Raw genomic sequence first — 19484 nt, 5'->3', positions numbered from 1 at the left:
TATGGGAAAGATCACCGGATTTATGGAATTTGAGAGAGAGGTTGAAAAATATACCGATGTTGAGGATCGGGTTAAAAACTATAAAGAATTTACAATTCCTCTAGCGGAGGATAAATTGAGAAATCAAGGAGCGCGATGTATGGATTGTGGTATTCCATTTTGCCACAGTGGTTGCCCGTTGGGCAATTTGATCCCTGATTTCAATGATAATGTGTATAAAGGGAAATGGAAAGAAGCAGCAAGAATCTTGCATGCCACCAACAATTTTCCTGAATTTACAGGGCGCTTATGTCCTGCGCCATGTGAGGAAGCCTGTGTGCTGGGAATCAATGAGGATCCTGTAACGATAGAAAATATTGAAAAGAATATTGTGGAAACCGCTTTTAGAGAAGGTTGGATTGTGGCCAATCCACCTGAGGTGAGGACGGGAAAAAGCGTGGCAGTAATTGGTTCAGGGCCATCAGGATTGGCTGCTGCGCAGCAGTTGAACAGAGCGGGGCACAACGTGACGGTTTATGAGCGCGATGCTAAAGTGGGAGGTTTACTTCGTTATGGAATTCCTGATTTCAAATTGGAAAAATCAATCATCGACAGGAGGATTGCCATTTTGGAAGAAGAAGGAATCATTTTTCAGGTTAATGCACATGTAGGTGATAATGTGAGTGTGGAAACGCTTAAAGATGAATTTGATGCCATTCTATTATGTAACGGTGCTACTGAGAGACGCGGTATTCCTATAAAAGGAGCGCATTTAAAAGGAGTGCATCAGGCGATGGAGTTTTTGAAAATGAATAATCAATATGTTGGCGGGGAGTTGGAGTTCGACGATATATTGAGTGCCAAGGATAAAAATGTGATTGTGATTGGAGGTGGAGATACAGGTTCGGATTGTATTGGGACTTCCAATAGGCATGGTGCAAAATCCGTTGTTAATTTTGAGATATTGAGTAAGCCTTCAGTTGGTAGACCAGCCAATCAGCCTTGGCCTTATTGGCCAATGAAGTTGAAAACAAGTTCTTCTCATCAAGAAGGAGTAGAGCGTTTTTTTAGTATTTCAACCAAAGAATTTTTAGGAGATAAAAACGGGAACCTAAAAGGTCTTAAAACGGTTGAGGTAGAATGGATTTTTAAAGATGGTGAGCGACCTCAGTTAAAAGAAATTCCAGATACAGAAAAAAAATGGGACTGCGATTTGGTGCTCTTGGCCTTAGGATTTACGGGGCCAGAAAGAACTTTGGTGGAACAATTTGGTTTGGACACCGATTTCAGAAGTAATATTCAGGCTACGGTTTCCGATTATAAAACCAATGTTCCGGGAATTTTTGCGGCGGGTGATTCCCGTAGGGGGCAATCTCTAATTGTCTGGGCTATTTCAGAAGGGAGGCAAGCGGCCCATCATATTGACAAATATTTGATGGGATCTACCGACCTGCCACTAAAGGATGATAGCGATTTGCCGCGAGTTTAAGAAATGAGCTTAAAAACTTGGATTCCTGATGGATATTTTTGATATTTGATGAACATCATGAACAGAAACGTATTACACATTATTTCCATTATTATCATCGCGATTATTTCGAGAAGGTAGGGAATGCTGTGTTGTCAATATTTAAAGTCAAAGCCTTCCCTGTTTGGGAAGGCTTTTTTTATTGGTAAAATTAAGGCCTTGAACATCATATTGTTTAGCATTTAAATAATTGATAATCAATTCGTTGAATTATATTTGATTCGCTTGAGTTTAACCTTAGGTTACAATCAAAAAAATAACATAAAACACAAACTTTTAATTTAGAACTAATTATTGAGAGAAGTATAATAATAAGAATGAATAAACTTAATAAATACAGTAAAACAGTAACTCAGGATCCTACTCAGCCGGCGGCTCAAGCAATGTTGCACGCCATAGGATTGACGAATGAAGATTTTTTTAAGCCAATTATTGGTATTGCAAGTACCGGCTATGAAGGTAACCCTTGTAATATGCATTTAAATGATTTGGCAAAATTGGTGAAGGAGGGAACCCAGAGCGAAGATGTGGTTGGTTTGATATTCAATACCATTGGGGTGAGCGATGGAATTTCAATGGGAACTCCGGGAATGAGATATTCTTTGCCTTCAAGAGATATCATTGCCGATTCTATGGAAACAGTAGTTCAGGCGATGAGTTATGATGGATTGGTGACAGTTGTAGGTTGTGATAAAAATATGCCCGGAGCCTTAATGGCCATGATTAGATTGAATCGTCCTTCCATTTTGGTTTATGGGGGAACTATTGATTCTGGGTGTCATAATGGTAAGAAGTTGGATGTAGTCTCTGCTTTTGAGGCTTGGGGAAGTAAAGTGGCGGGAACCATGACCGAAACAGACTATCAAAGTATTGTGGAAAAGGCGTGCCCGGGAGCTGGTGCTTGTGGAGGTATGTATACAGCCAACACCATGGCTTCGGCTATTGAAGCTTTGGGGATGACGCTTCCATATAATTCTTCCAACCCAGCATTGAGCCAGGAGAAAAAAGATGAATCAGTTAGAGCAGGTGAGGCTATGCGTTTGCTGTTGGAAAAGGATATTAAACCTTCGGATATCATTACCAAAAAGTCTCTTGAAAATGCCATAAGGTTGGTGACCATTCTTGGAGGTTCCACTAATGCGGTGCTGCATTTCTTGGCAATTGCTAGAGCGGCCCAGATAGAATTCACGCTAGAGGATTTTCAGAAAATTAGTGATAATACGCCCTTTTTGGCCGATTTGAAGCCCAGTGGAAAATATCTGATGGAAGATGTGCATGCTGTGGGAGGTATCCCGGCCGTACTAAAATATTTATTGAAAAAAGGATTGTTGCATGGGGATTGTTTGACGGTAACCGGAAAAACACTTGCAGAAAATCTTTTGGACGTACCAGATTTATCTCCCGATCAGGATGTCATCAAGCCTTTAGAAAGTCCTATAAAAGTTTCAGGACACCTACGTATGCTTTATGGCAATTTGGCTTTAGAGGGAAGTGTGGCAAAAATTACAGGGAAAGAAGGCTTGAGTTTTGTTGGGAAAGCTAAGGTGTTTGATGGAGAATATGCTGCCAATGATGGGATTCGGGATGGTAAAGTTGAAAAAGGTGATGTGGTGGTGATTCGTTATGAAGGTCCTAAGGGAGGGCCTGGTATGCCCGAAATGTTGAAACCGACAGCTGCTATTATTGGTGCTGGATTGGGGAAAGATGTAGCGTTGATTACCGATGGAAGATTTTCAGGTGGAACCCACGGTTTTGTAGTGGGACATATCACCCCTGAAGCCCAGGAGGGGGGGAATATCGCTTTGGTTAAGGATGGCGATTTAATTACGATAGATGCCGAAACCAATGCCATTATGTTGGAGGTTTCGGAAGAAGAATTACAGGAAAGAAGAAAACAATGGAAGGCACCTAAGTTAAAATTTGATAGAGGGGTGCTGTATAAATATGCAAGAACCGTATCGTCTGCTTCCAAAGGATGTGTGACCGATGAATTTTAGTTTCCAGACGGGTCTTTTTTAACATAAGTTGAGACTATGAATACAGAAACATTGAAAGAACAAAAAGTAACCGTAGCAACTACGGAGCGTATTTCTGGCTGTGAAGCCATTGTGCGCTGTTTGTTGGAGGAAGGTGTGGATACCATTTATGGATATCCTGGGGGGGCAATCATGCCTGTGTATGACGAATTATATAAATACAGAGAGCAACTTCATCATGTCTTGACTAGGCACGAGCAGGGTGCTGCCCATGCGGCACAAGGTTATGCGCGTATTTCAGGAAAAGTTGGTGTTGCCATGGCGACCTCTGGTCCCGGTGCAACTAACTTGATTACAGGAATTGCCGATGCTCAAATTGATTCTACCCCTATGGTGTGCATTACAGGGCAGGTAGCCTCGCATTTGTTGGGAAGTGATGCCTTTCAGGAAACTGATATCATTGGGATTTCTACCCCTGTCACTAAATGGAACCATCAGGTAACAAGGGCGGAAGACATTCCTGAGGTTTTGGCCAAAGCCTTTTATATTGCTAGAAGCGGGCGTCCAGGACCTGTATTGATTGACATTACCAAAGATGCACAATTCGCAGAATTTGATTTTAAGTATAAAAAATGTACTGGAATAAGAAGTTATACACCAATCCCAAAAATGGATTTGGAAAAGGTGAAAGCTGCCGCGGAATTGATCAATTCAGCCAAAAAACCAATGATTGTTTGGGGGCAAGGGGTAATCCTTGGTCAAGCGGAAGAGGAGTTTAAGGCCGTTGTTGAAAAATCTGGTATTCCTTCGGCGTGGACTATTTTGGGGGCTTCGGCCATTCCTACAGACCATCCGTTAAATGTGGGCATGGTGGGAATGCATGGCAATTATGCGCCCAATAAATTAACCAATGAATGTGATGTACTGATTGCAATAGGGATGCGTTTCGATGATCGCGTTACTGGTAACTTGGCTACCTATGCCAAACAAGCCAAAGTCATTCATTTTGAAATCGATCCTGCCGAAGTGGACAAGAACGTTAAAACAGATATTGCTGTTTTGGGAAATGCCAAAGAAACTTTGGCGGCTTTACTTCCTTTATTGGATCAAAAGAATCATGAGCAGTGGCATGATGAATTCAGAAAGCTTCATGTTGTGGAGTTTGAAAAGGTGATAAAAAAAGATTTGTATCCTACAAAGGAAGGTTTGACGATGGGGGAAGTGTTGAAAGAAATTAATGAGCAGAGTAAAGGAGATGCTGCAATAGTAAGTGATGTTGGGCAGCATCAAATGATTGCCTGTCGTTATGCGAAATTCAATAAATCCAAAAGCAATATTACTTCTGGCGGTTTGGGCACAATGGGGTTTGCGCTTCCTGCTGCTATTGGTGCTAAAATGGCGGCACCCGAAAGGGAAGTGGTGGCCATTATTGGAGATGGAGGCTTTCAAATGACCATTCAGGAGCTGGGAACCATATTTCAGCAGCGTTTACCTGTAAAAATTGTGGTATTGAACAATGAGTTTTTAGGAATGGTAAGACAGTGGCAGCAATTGTTTTTTGATAAGCGCTATGCTTCCACGGAGATGATCAACCCCGATTTTGTCTCTATTGCAAAAGGCTATTATATAGAAGCTAAAAAAGTCACTAAACGGGAAGAGTTAAAGGATGCAGTTGCTGAAATGATGGGTAACGCAGGGCCTTATTTCTTGGAGGTTTGTGTGGAAAAAGAGGATAATGTATTCCCAATGATTCCTACGGGAGCTTCAGTGTCGGACGTAAGATTAAGTTAATTATGGAAAAAACAATTCATACATATACAGTTTCAATTTATACCGAAAACAATATTGGCTTGCTCAACAGGATTTCGGCCATTTTTCAACGAAGACATGTCAATATTGAAAGTATTGTCTCTTCGGTTTCTGAAATCAAAGGGGTGTCTCGGTGGACCATTGTGGTCAAAGTTTCAGAAGAACAAATCAAGAAAATTGTTGGGCAAATTGAAAAGCAGGTAGAGGTTATCAAGGCCTATTACCATAAGGACGAGGATACCATTTATCAGGAATCCTGTTTGTTCAAAATCAAATCGGATTTGCTATTTGAAGAGCGAGAAATCCAAAATATTATCAAGGACAGCGGCGCCAATATTGTGACCGTAAACAAGAAATTTTTTGTACTTGAAAAATCTGGAAGGCGCAATGAAATTGAGGAAATATACAATCAATTAATTCCTTTTGGAATCATGCAATTTGTCCGTTCAGGAAGGATTGCCGTAACCAAAGACGAAATGAAAATATCAGAAATGCTAGCAGCATTCAGCAATTAAAACATACAAAGCAATGTCAAATTATTTTAACACACTTTCATTAAGAAAACAATTAGAGCAATTAGGAAAATGTCGTTTTATGGACGCCTCTGAATTTGAGGATGGCATAAACGTTTTAAAAGATAAAAAAGTAGTGATTGTGGGCTGTGGAGCTCAAGGATTGAATCAAGGATTGAACATGAGAGATTCCGGGTTGGATATTTCTTATGCCCTAAGACCGCAAGCGATTGCTGAAAAGCGTGCTTCGTATAAACAAGCTGTGGAAAACGGATTTACCGTAGGAACTTATGAAGAGCTTATTCCAGATGCCGATTTGGTCTTGAACCTAACACCGGATAAACAGCATACCAATGTGGTGAATGCTGTGATGCCAATGATGAAACAAGGGGCGACGTTGTCGTATTCACATGGGTTTAATATTGTGGAAGAAGGGACTCAGGTGCGTAAAGATCTTACCGTAATTATGGTGGCACCAAAATGTCCAGGAACTGAAGTTCGTGAGGAATACAAAAGAGGATTTGGTGTGCCGACACTTATCGCAGTACATCCTGAAAATGACCCTGAAGGAAAAGGCTTGGCCCAGGCAAAAGCTTATGCCGTGGCAACTGGAGGGCATCGTGCTGGGGTTTTGGAATCGTCATTTGTTGCTGAGGTAAAGAGTGATTTAATGGGAGAGCAAACCATATTGTGTGGCGTACTGCAAACAGGTTCTATTTTATGTTTTGATAAAATGGTTGAGGAAGGCGTTGATGCGGAATATGCCGCAAAATTGATTCAGTATGGTTGGGAAACCATTACGGAAGCATTGAAACACGGTGGAATTACCAATATGATGGATCGCCTTTCCAACCCCGCAAAAATTGAAGCTTACAGGTTGTCTGAAGAATTGAAAACCATCATGAAGCCTTTGTTTGAAAAGCATATGGATGATATCATTTCTGGCGAATTCTCGAAAACCATGATGGAAGATTGGGCTAATGATGACGTTAATCTTTTGAAATGGAGAGCGGCCACAGCTGAAACAAATTTTGAGAAAACACCATTAACGCCTAACCATATTGCTGAACAAGAATATTTTGATCATGGAACCCTAATGGTGGCTTTTGTAAAGTCTGGGGTTGAGTTGGCCTATGAAACTATGGTGAGTGCGGGTATTATTGCAGATTCTGCGTATTACGAGTCTTTGCATGAATTGCCATTGATTGCCAATACCATTGCAAGAAAGAAATTGTATGAAATGAACCGTGTGATTTCTGATACTGCAGAATATGGTTGTTACTTGTTTGACCATGCAGCAAAACCTTTGTTGAAAGGGTTTATGGATACAGTTTCAGTGAATACGGTAGGGAAGCCATTTTCAAAATCCAATGCGGTTGATAATTTAGAGCTTATTGCGGTTAATGACGCGATAAGAAATCATCCGATCGAAATGGTTGGTAAAAGGTTGAGAAGTGCCATGACGGCCATGAAAGTGATAAAGACAGCAGAAGTCAATGAAGCAGTGTTGTCTTAAGTAGAAAGTAAGCAGAAATTAAAAGTATGGAAAATACAACCACAACCTATTTCCCAACATTGGAAGCGGTAAAAGAGGCGGCAGATAAATTGCAATCTGTCGTCCATCACACGCCGCTTACCTCCAATATGTTTTATTCAAGGGAATTCAGGAGCGATATATTATTCAAAAGAGAGGATTTACAGTTGGTACGTTCCTATAAAATTAGGGGAGCTTACAATAAAATGGCGCAGCTTAAGGATTCTGAAATTGAAAACGGGGTGGTTTGTGCAAGTGCGGGTAACCATGCTCAAGGAGTCGCCTTGTCCTGCAGATTGTTGAAAATTAAAGGGAGCATTTTTATGCCTGCCCCTACACCAAAGCAGAAAATCGATCAGGTTAAAATGTTTGGTGAAGATTATATTGAAGTGGTGTTGGAAGGCGATACTTTTGATGATGCCTACGCTGCGGCAATCCAAGAACAGGAGCAGTCGAATAAAACTTTTATCCATCCTTTTGATGATGAAAAAGTCATTGAAGGACAGGCAACCGTTGGTTTGGAAATCATTCGGCAGGCAAAAGAACCCATAGACTATGTGTTTGTGCCTATTGGTGGCGGTGGATTGGCGTCTGGTTTGTCAAGCGTTTTTAAGGAATTGTCACCAAAAACCAAAATCATTGGTGTAGAGCCAGAAGGCGCGCCTTCCATGTCGGTTTCATTGCGGAACAACAAAAATACCAAACTTAAACATATTGAGAATTTTGTGGACGGGGCCGCTGTTAAAAAGGTAGGTGATAAAACTTTTGAAATCTGTCGGCAGAATTTGGATGATGTTATCACAGTTCCGGAGGGGAAAATTTGTCAAACCATTTTGGAACTCTACAATAAAGAAGCCATTGTAGTGGAACCTGCAGGCGCCTTGAGTATTGCTGCTCTCAGTTTTTATGCCGATAAAATAAAAGGTAAAAATGTCGTATGCGTGGTGAGTGGAAGTAATAACGATATCACCCGTATGGCTGAAATTAAGGAGCGCGCTTTGTTATATTCAAATTTGAAGCATTATTTCATAGTGAAATTCCCTCAAAGGGCAGGAGCGCTTAAGGAATTTGTGGTAGATATTTTAGGACCTGGCGATGACATTACGCACTTTGAATACACAAAAAAATCCAATCGTGATAATGGTTCGGCAGTCGTGGGAATTGAGTTGAAATCACCACAGGATTTGGAGCCCTTGATTACCAAAATGAAACTACATAAATTTTATGGCGATTACCTCAATAACAAGCCGGATTTATTTCAGTTTTTAGTATAGCTTAATAACTTTTAAGTAATGCTTGGAAGTGTACTTTGTTGTATCTTTATGCAAAGCATTCTTCATTAAAAAACTATTGTATTATGACGTCTACGTTTACAGAAATTCCAGAACAATATCAAATTAAAAATCTCGTACATCAAAACACATATTTGGTAGGGGGCGAGTTAAAAAAATGGAATGGTGAAACGTCAAATGTGTATTCTACCATTTCTTCCACCGAAGATTATCAACCTACCTTATTGGGGAGCATTCCAACCTTAGGGAAAACGGAGGCTTTGGAAGCTTTTGACGCAGCTTGCGATGCCTATGGAAAAGGGCAGGGGCTGTGGCCTACTATGAAAGTAGCCAATCGTATTGCTTGTATGGAAAAGTTTGTTGAGCAAATGAAAACCAAGCGCGATGAGGTGGTTAAACTATTGATGTGGGAGATTGGAAAGAATTTACCGGATTCCCAAAAGGAATTTGATAGAACCGTGGAGTATATCTATGACACTATTGAAGACTACAAGCAAATGGATCGGGATAGTGCTAAATTTGAAAAGCACGATGGCGTTCATGCGCATATTCGTCGGGGGCCTTTGGGTATAGTACTGTGTCTAGGTCCGTATAATTATCCTTTGAATGAAACGTTTGCCTTGTTGATTCCCGCAATCATGATGGGAAATACCACCATATTTAAACCGGCCAAGCATGGAGTTTTGTTGTTGTCGCCGCTGTTGGAGGCTTTTCAAAATAGTTTTCCGAAAGGGGTGGTAAATATTATTTATGGGCGTGGCCGTACTGTGGCTACTCCAATTATGGAAACAGGCCGAATTGATGTCTTGGCCTTGATAGGCAACAGTAAATCCGCGAATGCGTTGCAAAGTCATCACCCAAGACAAAACAGATTACGATTGGTATTGGGTTTAGAGGCTAAAAACCCAGCAATTATTTTGAAGGATGCCGATTTGGATTTAGCCATTTCAGAATGTATTTCAGGTACTTTGTCGTTTAATGGGCAACGTTGTACGGCCTTGAAAGTTCTATATGTACACGAAGATATCGTGGAAGAATTCAATAAGCGATTTTCTAAAAAGGTGGATGCCCTCAATTTTGGAAACCCATGGGATAAAGGCGCGCAGTTAACGCCGCTTCCTGAGCCTGAAAAACCACAATACATCCAAGAATTGATAGACGATGCGCTTGAGAAAGGTGCGGAAATCGTGAATGCTAAAGGAGGGGAAACCACTCCAAATTATATTTTTCCAGCGGTGCTGTATCCTGTGAATAAAGAGATGCGGGTATTTGAAGAAGAACAATTTGGTCCCGTAATTCCGGTGTTATCTTTCAAGGATATTGAAGAGCCAATGAGTGATATTGCCGATTCCAATTATGGGCAGCAGGTAAGTTTGTTTGGAAGTGATGTGAAAACCCTAGCGCCACTTATCGATACCTTGGTGAATTTGGTATGCCGTGTGAATTTGAATAGTTCTTGCCAAAGAGGACCAGATGTATATCCATTTACAGGTAGAAAGGATTCGGCGGTAGCCACTTTGAGTGTGCACGATGCACTCCGTTCGTTTTCCATCAGGACTTTTGTAGCCTCAAAGGATAACGACTATAACAATGCGATATTGAACAATTTATTGGACTCCAAAGCTTCCAACTTTGTGAGCACAGACTATATTCTTTAATGCTTTGAAAAAAAGATTCTGTCCCTTTGGGATGGAATCTTCGTAATGTTTGCCCCTTTTAATCAAAAAAATCATAATAATTCTTAAAAATTAAGGGGCAAATGAATACGGTATTGAATAATGTTTTAAATTTGGACCATGCAAAAATTAAAAAATAATAATGGTGTGATTGGTAGGTGTTTGCCCTATAGCAAACCCCGCCGTGTTTAGTATTTTCTTCATTCTATAGACTAAGTATTCACTCATTAATTATTTTTTAAATTGAAAAAAACAGCACAAATAACATCCTTTACAAATTCTATTATTGCTTTCAATAGCAATGCTAGGCTACGTGTTGTTTTTAACCGCCGCCCGTAGGGGTGTGTGTCCTATTCTTGGAATTTTAGGTGAGTCCGATTCCGCTTTCAAAACATTTATTTAATATTTTTAATAAAAAGAAAGGCAATGAAGATTGTTATAGCAGATAAATCTCATGCGGTTTACGCGCCATTAATATGCGAAACCATTTCAGAATCAGCAAAAGTTAGAGGTACTGGTATTGCTAAACGTACCCCAGAATATATCATTACCAAAATGGAAAATGGTAATGCCGTTATTGCTTTGGACGGCGATAAATTTGTTGGTTTTTGCTATATCGAGGCCTGGGGCCACGGTAAATTTGTAGCGAATTCCGGTTTGATTGTCCACCCAGATTATAGAGGTTTGGGGATGGCCAAAAAAATTAAAGCAAAGATTTTTGAGCATTCCAGAACCAAATTCCCAGACGCAAAAGTATTTAGTATAACCACTGGTTTGGCTGTCATGAAAATGAACAGTGAACTCGGGTATAAACCTGTGACCTTTTCGGAATTAACAGATGACCAAACTTTTTGGAATGGTTGCCAAACCTGTAAGAACTATGATGTTTTACAGCGAACTGAGCAAAAAATGTGCTTGTGTACAGGAATGCTCTATGATCCTAAAAAACAAGTAGAGGAAAAAAAGCAGATCAAAACAAAGGTGTATAAAAGGTTAAAGAGCATTAAGGAGAACCTGTTTTTAAAAAAGGAGAAATAATGAGTAAGAAGTTAGTAATTGCGTACAGCGGTGGGTTGGACACATCCTACTGTGCGGTAAGTTTATCAAAGGCGGGCTATGATGTGCATGCCGTAAGTGTGAATACGGGAGGTTTTACAAAACAGGAAATTGAGCATATTGAAGCCAATGCCTATAAAATGGGAGTATCTACTTATAAAAATATTGATGCTGTTGCCACCTTTTATAACAAGGTTGTAAAATACCTTGTATTTGGAAATGTATTAAAAAACAATAGCTACCCGCTTTCTGTGAGTGCAGAAAGAATTATTCAGGCTATTGAAATTATCGAATATGCCAAATCCATAGGAGCTAAATATATTGCCCATGGAAGTACTGGTGCTGGAAATGACCAAGTGCGTTTTGACATGATCTTCCAAACATTGGCTCCAGAAATTGAAATCATTACACCTATCAGGGACCAAAAACTATCAAGACAGGAAGAAATCGATTACCTGAAAAGTAATGGTATTGAAATGTCTTGGGAAAAGGCTAAATATTCGGTGAATAAAGGACTTTGGGGAACCAGTGTTGGAGGCGAGGAAACCTTGACTTCAGCCAAGCCATTGCCGGAACATGCTTATCCTTCACAATTGCAAAAAGAAGGTGAACAAAAGGTAGTCTTGACGTTTACAAAAGGGGAATTGACTGCTGTAAATGGAAAAGAAAATACGCCAGAAAAGAATATTCAAATATTGAATGATTTGGCAGCGCCTTTTGCTATAGGAAGAGACATTCATGTTGGAGATACCATTGTGGGGATCAAGGGGCGTGTAGGCTTTGAGGCTGCAGCAGCTTTAATTACCATTAAGGCGCATCATTTGTTGGAAAAGCACACTTTGACCAAATGGCAGTTGCAACACAAAGAGTATTTGGCAAGTTTTTATGGGATGCATTTGCATGAAGGCCAATATTTAGACCCGGTGATGAGAAACATTGAAGCTTTCTTGGAAAGTAGTCAAGAGCAAGTTTCTGGAGATGTTACTGTAAGTTTGAAACCATATCACTTTACCTTGGACGGTATTGAATCTGCTCATGATTTAATGAATGCCAAGTTTGGAAGCTATGGAGAAATGAACAAGGGATGGACTGCAGATGATGCCAAAGGATTTATCAAAATCTTTGGTAACCAGAACAAAATCTATCACCAAGTAAATTCAGAATCATGATTAGAACCGGAATTATTGGTGGCGCAGGGTATACAGCAGGAGAACTCATAAGATTGCTGTTGAACCATTCGGAAACCAAAATCGATTTTATTTATAGTACATCCAACGCAGGTAACCCTGTTAGTGCCGTTCACCAAGATTTGTTGGGCACCACGGATTTGAAGTTTTCAAGCACTATCAATTCTGAAGTAGATGTGTTGTTCTTGTGTTTGGGTCATGGGAATTCTAAGGCATTTTTGGAAAACAATCAGTTTGCTGATCATACAAAGATTATTGATTTAAGTAATGATTTTAGATTGGAAGCCGACAAGACCTTTCAAGGGAAAACCTTTGTGTATGGACTTCCAGAATTAAATAAAGCAGACATTAGAAAAGCTGATTATATTGCTAATCCGGGATGTTTTGCTACCGCTATTCAATTGGCATTATTGCCTTTGGCTAGTGCAGGGAAATTGCATGATGATGTGCATGTAAATGCCGTAACAGGGGCAACTGGAGCAGGAACTTCATTGTCCGATACCACGCATTTTTCATGGAGAGATAACAACTTTTCATATTATAAACCTTTTACCCATCAACATTTGGGGGAAATCAACCAGTCGGTAAAACAGTTGCAATCCAGTTTTGATTCCAATATTTTGTTTATGCCTAACAGAGGGAATTTTTCAAGAGGAATTTTCGCTACGGCCTATACCAAATTTGATGGTGATTTGGAAGAAGCCAAGGAGCTGTATGAAGCCTGTTATAAGGATGATGCCTTTACTTTCGTATCCCAAAATCCATTGCACCTAAAGCAGGTAGTAAATACCAATAATTGTTTTGTGCATTTGCACAAGCACGATGGAATGTTGTTGATAACAAGTGTCATTGATAATTTGCTGAAAGGCGCTTCGGGTCAGGCAATTCAGAATATGAATTTGATGCATGGATTTTTTGAGACCGAAGGATTGAATTTAAAAGCCAATTATTTTTAAACATATAAGTCTATGAAATTAGCCGTTATTGGATCAGGTAATTTAGGGCAATCTATTGCCAAGGGTTTAATCACTACCAATGCCGTTACAACTTTGTATTTAACAAGAAGGCATGTAGAAGCCATTTCAGAATTTGAAGGATACAAAGGGGTTACCACCACCAACGACAATGTGTTGGCAGTGAAGAATTCCGATATTCTCATTTTTGCAGTGCAACCCTCCCATTTGGAAGCAATTTTGAAAGAAGTAGCTCCCTACCTGACTGAAAAACATGTGTTAATTTCAACCATCACAGGATACACCATTTCTAGGATTGAAGCTATTGTAGGAGAGAATCAATTTATTATTAGAGCCATGCCTAATACTGCTATTGCTGTTGGGAAATCCATGACCTGTTTGTGTAGTAACGAGCAAGGTGCCAAGCGTATTAAAGTGGCCGAAGCCATCTTTAAAAGATTGGGACATACTTTGATCATTCCAGAAACCCAAATGCAGGCGGCCACCGTGGTTTGTGCCAGTGGAATTGCCTTTTGGATGCGTTTGATACGCGCTACTACCCAAGCAGCCATTCAATTAGGATTTGATGCAGAAGAGGCTCAGGAGTTGGCCATGTTTACCTCAGAAGGAGCGGCGAGTTTGTTGATTAACAACGGACATCATCCAGAGGAAGAAATCGACAAAGTAACCACCCCAAGAGGTTGTACTATTGAAGGCTTGAACGAGATGGAACACAAAGGCTTGAGCTCCTCTTTAATTCAAGGTATGGTCGCCTCATTTAACAAAATTAACAATATTAAAAAAGAACAAATATGAGTTTGTTTAAGGTATATCCGTTGTTTGATATCACGCCAGTTAAGGCGAAAGATGTCCTTGTATATGATGACAACGGCACCGAATATTTAGATCTCTATGGTGGTCACGCCGTGATTTCCATAGGGCATTCTCACCCCGAATACGTATCGGCTATTTCAAATCAAGTGGCACAATTGGGCTTTTATAGCAATGCCATTCAAAATCCATTACAGGAGGATTTGGCGGAAACATTAGCAAGGATGTCTGGATGTTCAGATTACCAATTGTTCATGTGCAATTCAGGGGCAGAGGCTAATGAAAATGCTTTGAAGTTGGCGTCTTTCCATAACGGCAAAGAACGAATTTTAGCTTTTAGAAATTCCTTCCACGGAAGAACTTCGGCAGCGGTTGCAGCAACAGACAATCCTAAAATTGTAGCGCCATTAAATGCGCAACAGCAAGTGGATTTTGTCGAGTTGGGAGATTTGGAAGCTGTAGAAGCTATCCTAGCTAAAAATGAAACCTGTGCTGTGATTGTTGAATGCATTCAGGGTGTTGGGGGATTGGACGAAAGCACCACTGAGTTTTACCTAGGACTTGAAAGTTTGTGTCAACAATACAATACGCTTTTTATTGCCGATGAGGTGCAAAGTGGCTATGGAAGAACAGGCGATTTCTTCGCGTTCCAAAAACACGGGATAACTCCGGATGTCATTTCATTGGCGAAAGGAATGGGGAATGGTTTCCCTGTTGGGGGCATTTTGATCCATCCAAAATTTGAAGCGTCTTTCGGAATGTTGGGAACCACTTTTGGTGGAAATCACTTAGCTTGCGCGGCTTCTTTGGCAGTATTAAAGGTATTGGAGTCTGAAAATTTGATGGCCAATGTAAAGGAAGTTTCAGACTATTTTATTGAACAGGCACAATCTTTAAAAGGTCTAAAGAATATCAAAGGAAGAGGTTTGATGCTTGGCTTGGAGTTCGATTTTAAAGTGGCCGATTTGCGTAAACAGTTGATTCATAAACATAAAATTTTCACTGGAAGTGCCAATAATCCAAACTTGATCAGGATTTTGCCACCACTAACGGTGCAAAAACAACATATTGACCAGTTTTTAACTGCTTTGAAAAGCGAATTATAGATGAAAAAGTATACCGACATAAGCGATATTACTGATCTTGATAGTTTGATAAGAGAAACCATTTTGTTGAAAATGACACCTTTCGAATATCATGGTTTGGGAAAGCACAAGACCTTGGTGATGCTCTTTTTTAATGCAAGTTTGCGAACGCGTTTAAGTACAGAAAAAGCGGCTAGGAATTTGGGAATGGAAGTGATGTCACTTAATGTTAATGAGGCTTGGCAGTTGGAGTTTGAGGACGGAACGGTAATGGATGCCAATACTTCAGAGCATGTTAAGGAAGCGGCACAAGTGATTTCACAATACGCTGATATCATTGCCGTGAGAGCATTTCCAAGTCTGACCAATAAAGCCAAGGATCAGTCGGAGTATATCTTAAAAAGTTTTGAAAAATATGCCACGGTGCCAATTGTCAATATGGAGAGCGCCACGGCACATCCCTTGCAGGCTTTGGCCGATGCCGTGACTATTTCGGAATTTACAGAAACAAAACGTCCCAAGGTGGTTTTATCCTGGGGGCCGCACCCTAAGGCATTGCCTCAAGCGGTGGCCAATTCATTTGCATCTATGATGCAGCGAATGGATGTTGATTTTCAAATCACGCATCCAGAAGGTTATGAATTGGATCCCAACATTACTAAAGATGTGCCAATTATCTATAATCAGGAAGAAGCCTTAGCCGATGCCGATTTTGTATATGTAAAAAACTGGAGCAATTTTAATGACTACGGGAAAGTGCTAAATACAGACCCTAATTGGATGATGACTGCAGAAAAACTTGGTAAGGCCAAGTTTATGCACTGTCTACCTGTACGTAGAAATATGGTGGTTGAAGATGCAGTTTTGGATGGTGGTCAATCCATCGTGATGCAGCAGGCCAATAACAGAACTTTTGCCGCACAGATAGTATTGAAGCAAATTTTAGAAAACCTGAAATAATGAAAACGCTTAAAATTGTAAAAATAGGAGGGAACATTATAGACGATTCTAAGGCTTTAGATACATTTTTAGAGCAATTTTCAGTTATGGAGTCACCAAAATTATTGGTTCATGGCGGTGGGAAATTAGCTTCCCAATTGGCTCAAAAGATGGAGGTGGAAGTGAAAATGGTGCAAGGCAGACGTATTACGGATGCTGAAACATTGGACATCATTACGATGGTATACGGAGGGAAAATCAATAAAAATATTGTTGCAAAACTACAGGCACTTCAATGTAATGCCATTGGTTTTACAGGTGCTGATGGAAATACTATTGTGTCTGTAAAACGTCCTGTAAAAGATATCGACTACGGATTTGTAGGCGATGTTGAAATCGTAAATACTGAAATTTTGGAGTTGTTGATGGGTCAAGATATCGCTTCAATATTTTGTGCCATTACTCATGACGCGAAGGGGAATTTACTCAACACCAATGCCGATACTATTGCTTCGGAATTGGCCATAGGCTTTGCTGAAAAGTACAATGTAGAACTGTATTACTGTTTTGAAAAAAATGGCGTGCTGCGTGATGTGAATGATGAGGATTCTGTAATTGAAACCATCACCGAACCAATTTATCAAAACTTGCTTTCCGAAGGGATTATTGCCGATGGAATGCTACCTAAATTAAATAATTGTTTTCATGCAATTAACAAGAATGTAACCAAGGTTTGCATTGGTAAACCAAACATGTTAACCCAACCTACCACAAAATTTACAACAATTACCAAATGATTCAAGAACTGACACAGCATGCCATAAATTTGTTGAAACAGCTCATTGCCATGCCTTCTTTTTCTTCGGAAGAGGACCAAACGGCAGCGCATATAGAGAATTGGTTCAAAGGGCATGATATTCCTTATAGACGATATAACAACAACGTATGGTCTATCAATAAATATTTTGATGAGAGCAAACCAACCTTATTGCTTAATTCCCATCACGATACCGTAAAACCTAATAACGGCTATACCAAAAATCCTTTTGAAGCCATTGTGGAGGATGGGAAGCTTTTCGGTTTGGGAAGCAATGATGCTGGAGGTTGTTTGGTGTCACTTTTGGCAACCTTTACATATTTCTATGCCAAAGAAGATTTAAAATATAACTTGGTGATTGTGGCTTCTGCGGAAGAAGAAAGTAGTGGACCTAATGGTTTGAATAGTATGCTGGAGATCATTCCGGAGGTGGATGTTGCAATTGTAGGAGAACCAACACTTATGAATTTAGCTATTGCAGAAAAGGGTTTGGTGGTATTTGATGCCGTAGTAAAGGGGACTCCAAGTCATGCGGCGCACCCTAATAACGATAACGCTATATACAATACCATTAAGGTATTGGAGTGGTTCCAAAAGTTTCAATTTGAAAAAGTTTCCGAAACTTTAGGAGAGGTGAAATTAACTGTCTCTCAAATTAATGGAGGGAAACAACACAATGCCATTCCTGCGAATGTGGATTTAGTGGTGGATGTGAGGGTGAATGACCAATACACCAATCAAGAAGTTGCAGATATTTTGATGAAGGAAGCACCATGCGATAGCATTGTTCCGAGAAGTTTACGATTGAATTCCTCTTCCATTCCAGTGGAGCATCCTTTGGTGAAAGCTGGAATCGCTTTGGGAAGGGAAACCTATGGGTCACCTACGCTGTCTGACCAAGCTGTGCTGTCTTGCCCGTCCTTAAAATTGGGACCTGGAGACAGTACGCGCTCGCATTCTGCCGATGAATTTATTTATCTGCACGAAATTGAAGAAGGAATTAAGATTTATATTGAATTGCTAAACAACGTATTATGAAGCTCTGGGATAAAGGCTTGGCCATTGATAAAAAAATAGAACAGTTTACTGTAGGAAACGATAGAGAAATAGATTTGCATATTGCAAAATATGATGTTCAGGCATCTCTGGCCCATGCAAAAATGTTACAACATATTGGGATTTTAAATGAAGTAGAGCTTGGCCAGTTGGAAGAAGGATTGCAACATTTGAAGGAACAAATAGAAGCGGGAACATTTGTAATTGAAGACCAGTTTGAAGATGTTCATTCTAAAATAGAATTTGAACTGACCAAAACTTATGGCCAAGTTGGAAAAAAAATCCATACAGCACGTTCTAGAAACGATCAAGTTTTAGTGGCCTTACAGTTATATTACAAGGAAAATATTCAAGAAATTCTATCAAAAACAGAAACGTTCTTTTTGTCACTTTTGGACTTGGCCTATACCCATAAGGATAAACTGTTGCCTGGCTACACACATTTACAGGTGGCGATGCCATCTTCGTTTGGATTGTGGTTTTCTGCCTATGCCGAGATTTTGGCTGATGACAGTTATATGTTGCAGGCGACCTTAAAAACGGTGGATCAAAATCCGTTGGGCTCGGCTGCTGGTTATGGAAGTTCCTTTGCAATTGACAGGGAATTTACCACCAAAGAGCTTCAATTTGAAACTTTAAAGTACAATGTTGTTGCTGCCCAAATGAGTCGTGGTAAGAGTGAAAGAACCATCGCGGCTGCTTTAGGTGGTTTATGTAACACCATGGCGCGTTTTGCAATGGATATTTGTTTGTATATGAGCCAGAATTTTGGTTTTATTTCATTCCCAGATGAATTGACCACGGGAAGTAGCATTATGCCTCATAAGAAAAACCCTGATGTTTTTGAATTACTTCGTGGCAAATGCAACAAAATTCAAGCGCTCCAAACCGAGATGACCTTGATAACCAATAACCTTCCAAGCGGTTACCATAGAGACTATCAATTGTTGAAGGAATCTATTATAGCAGGAATAGAGGATGTAAAGGATTTGTTGGATATTTTCAACTATGCCATCAATCAAGTGGAGGTAAAGGATATCGATTTGGATGATGCCAAATATCGCTACCTTTTTACGGTAGACAATATGAATACCTTGGTTGAAAACGGGATGAGTTTTAGAGAAGCATATCAGGTTATTGGTAAGCAGGTACAGGAGGGAACTTATAAGCCCGACACATCCAAACAACATACCCATGTAGGAAGTATGGGGAACTTACGTTTGGAGGATATCAAGGCTAAATTCGCCAAATAAA

16 protein-coding genes are annotated in these 19484 nt (G+C 40.0%); all 16 read left to right on the top strand.

Translation table 11 applies throughout. From position 1 onward, the window contains the following. The first annotated feature begins 1 nt into the window (after position 1). Positions 2-1468, top strand: a complete 1467-nt coding sequence (locus ZA06_RS15955) for a glutamate synthase subunit beta (RefSeq protein ID WP_053978496.1) — start codon at positions 2-4, stop codon at positions 1466-1468. 356 nt (positions 1469-1824) lie between these two features. Continuing rightward, on the top strand, positions 1825-3504 hold the full coding sequence (ilvD, locus tag ZA06_RS15950) for a dihydroxy-acid dehydratase (RefSeq protein WP_053978495.1): 1680 nt from the start codon (positions 1825-1827) through the stop codon (positions 3502-3504). Positions 3505-3540: 36 nt separating this feature from the next. Further along, the gene (gene ilvB, locus ZA06_RS15945) at positions 3541-5274 is read left to right on the top strand and encodes a biosynthetic-type acetolactate synthase large subunit (RefSeq protein WP_053978494.1); all 1734 of its coding nucleotides are present in this window, start codon (positions 3541-3543) and stop codon (positions 5272-5274) included. A 2-nt stretch (positions 5275-5276) separates the two neighbouring features. After that, positions 5277-5807 (top strand): acetolactate synthase small subunit, encoded by a 531-nt coding sequence (gene ilvN, locus ZA06_RS15940; protein ID WP_053978493.1) that lies wholly within the window; start codon positions 5277-5279, stop codon positions 5805-5807. 13 nt (positions 5808-5820) lie between these two features. Continuing rightward, positions 5821-7320, top strand: coding sequence for a ketol-acid reductoisomerase (ilvC, locus tag ZA06_RS15935; protein ID WP_053978492.1), 1500 nt, complete (start codon positions 5821-5823; stop codon positions 7318-7320). A gap of 26 nt (positions 7321-7346) precedes the next feature. Further along, positions 7347-8612, top strand: coding sequence for a threonine ammonia-lyase IlvA (ilvA, locus tag ZA06_RS15930; protein WP_053978491.1), 1266 nt, complete (start codon positions 7347-7349; stop codon positions 8610-8612). Between the two features lie 83 nt (positions 8613-8695). Then, the gene (locus tag ZA06_RS15925) at positions 8696-10288 is read left to right on the top strand and encodes an NADP-dependent glyceraldehyde-3-phosphate dehydrogenase (protein WP_053978490.1); all 1593 of its coding nucleotides are present in this window, start codon (positions 8696-8698) and stop codon (positions 10286-10288) included. 444 nt (positions 10289-10732) lie between these two features. Next, positions 10733-11344, top strand: coding sequence for a GNAT family N-acetyltransferase (locus ZA06_RS15920; protein ID WP_053978489.1), 612 nt, complete (start codon positions 10733-10735; stop codon positions 11342-11344). After that, a complete protein-coding gene (locus tag ZA06_RS15915; RefSeq protein ID WP_053978488.1) occupies positions 11344-12531 on the top strand; it encodes an argininosuccinate synthase in 1188 nt (395 codons plus the stop codon). The genes ZA06_RS15920 and ZA06_RS15915 overlap by 1 nt, the downstream gene beginning before the upstream one ends. Continuing rightward, positions 12528-13505: an N-acetyl-gamma-glutamyl-phosphate reductase gene (argC, locus tag ZA06_RS15910; protein ID WP_053978487.1), complete on the top strand. Its 978-nt coding sequence runs from the start codon at positions 12528-12530 to the stop codon at positions 13503-13505. Before ZA06_RS15915 ends, argC begins: the two co-directional genes overlap by 4 nt. A gap of 12 nt (positions 13506-13517) precedes the next feature. Then, positions 13518-14318, top strand: a complete 801-nt coding sequence (proC, locus tag ZA06_RS15905; protein ID WP_053978486.1) for a pyrroline-5-carboxylate reductase — start codon at positions 13518-13520, stop codon at positions 14316-14318. Further along, the gene (locus ZA06_RS15900; protein ID WP_053978485.1) at positions 14315-15439 is read left to right on the top strand and encodes an aspartate aminotransferase family protein; all 1125 of its coding nucleotides are present in this window, start codon (positions 14315-14317) and stop codon (positions 15437-15439) included. The genes proC and ZA06_RS15900 overlap by 4 nt, the downstream gene beginning before the upstream one ends. Then, the gene (locus ZA06_RS15895; RefSeq protein ID WP_053978484.1) at positions 15440-16378 is read left to right on the top strand and encodes a Rossmann-fold NAD(P)-binding domain-containing protein; all 939 of its coding nucleotides are present in this window, start codon (positions 15440-15442) and stop codon (positions 16376-16378) included. Beyond that, positions 16378-17154, top strand: coding sequence for an acetylglutamate kinase (gene argB / locus ZA06_RS15890; RefSeq protein ID WP_053978483.1), 777 nt, complete (start codon positions 16378-16380; stop codon positions 17152-17154). The genes ZA06_RS15895 and argB overlap by 1 nt, the downstream gene beginning before the upstream one ends. Then, positions 17151-18212, top strand: coding sequence for a M20 family metallo-hydrolase (locus ZA06_RS15885; protein ID WP_053978482.1), 1062 nt, complete (start codon positions 17151-17153; stop codon positions 18210-18212). The genes argB and ZA06_RS15885 overlap by 4 nt, the downstream gene beginning before the upstream one ends. Beyond that, complete coding sequence (gene argH / locus ZA06_RS15880; protein WP_053978481.1) at positions 18209-19483, top strand: argininosuccinate lyase; 1275 nt, start codon at positions 18209-18211, stop codon at positions 19481-19483. The genes ZA06_RS15885 and argH overlap by 4 nt, the downstream gene beginning before the upstream one ends. Position 19484: the final 1 nt, after the last annotated feature.

The sequence above is a fragment of the Mangrovimonas xylaniphaga genome, assembly GCF_001280435.1.
GTDB classification, from domain to species: domain Bacteria; phylum Bacteroidota; class Bacteroidia; order Flavobacteriales; family Flavobacteriaceae; genus Mangrovimonas_A; species Mangrovimonas_A xylaniphaga.
Note: the sequence above shows the minus strand (reverse complement) of the source record. Positions and strands in the feature narration are given on the sequence as shown.

Coding starts and splice junctions, on each gene's coding strand:
- ilvN (WP_053978493.1), top strand. CDS start 5,277: ATGGAAAAAACAATTCATACATATACAGTTTCAATTTATACCGAAAAC.
- ZA06_RS15915 (WP_053978488.1), top strand. CDS start 11,344: ATGAGTAAGAAGTTAGTAATTGCGTACAGCGGTGGGTTGGACACATCC.
- ZA06_RS15895 (WP_053978484.1), top strand. CDS start 15,440: ATGAAAAAGTATACCGACATAAGCGATATTACTGATCTTGATAGTTTG.
- ZA06_RS15955 (WP_053978496.1), top strand. CDS start 2: ATGGGAAAGATCACCGGATTTATGGAATTTGAGAGAGAGGTTGAAAAA.
- argB (WP_053978483.1), top strand. CDS start 16,378: ATGAAAACGCTTAAAATTGTAAAAATAGGAGGGAACATTATAGACGAT.
- ilvB (WP_053978494.1), top strand. CDS start 3,541: ATGAATACAGAAACATTGAAAGAACAAAAAGTAACCGTAGCAACTACG.
- ilvD (WP_053978495.1), top strand. CDS start 1,825: ATGAATAAACTTAATAAATACAGTAAAACAGTAACTCAGGATCCTACT.
- ZA06_RS15900 (WP_053978485.1), top strand. CDS start 14,315: ATGAGTTTGTTTAAGGTATATCCGTTGTTTGATATCACGCCAGTTAAG.
- argH (WP_053978481.1), top strand. CDS start 18,209: ATGAAGCTCTGGGATAAAGGCTTGGCCATTGATAAAAAAATAGAACAG.
- ilvC (WP_053978492.1), top strand. CDS start 5,821: ATGTCAAATTATTTTAACACACTTTCATTAAGAAAACAATTAGAGCAA.
- ZA06_RS15885 (WP_053978482.1), top strand. CDS start 17,151: ATGATTCAAGAACTGACACAGCATGCCATAAATTTGTTGAAACAGCTC.
- ZA06_RS15925 (WP_053978490.1), top strand. CDS start 8,696: ATGACGTCTACGTTTACAGAAATTCCAGAACAATATCAAATTAAAAAT.
- ilvA (WP_053978491.1), top strand. CDS start 7,347: ATGGAAAATACAACCACAACCTATTTCCCAACATTGGAAGCGGTAAAA.
- argC (WP_053978487.1), top strand. CDS start 12,528: ATGATTAGAACCGGAATTATTGGTGGCGCAGGGTATACAGCAGGAGAA.
- proC (WP_053978486.1), top strand. CDS start 13,518: ATGAAATTAGCCGTTATTGGATCAGGTAATTTAGGGCAATCTATTGCC.
- ZA06_RS15920 (WP_053978489.1), top strand. CDS start 10,733: ATGAAGATTGTTATAGCAGATAAATCTCATGCGGTTTACGCGCCATTA.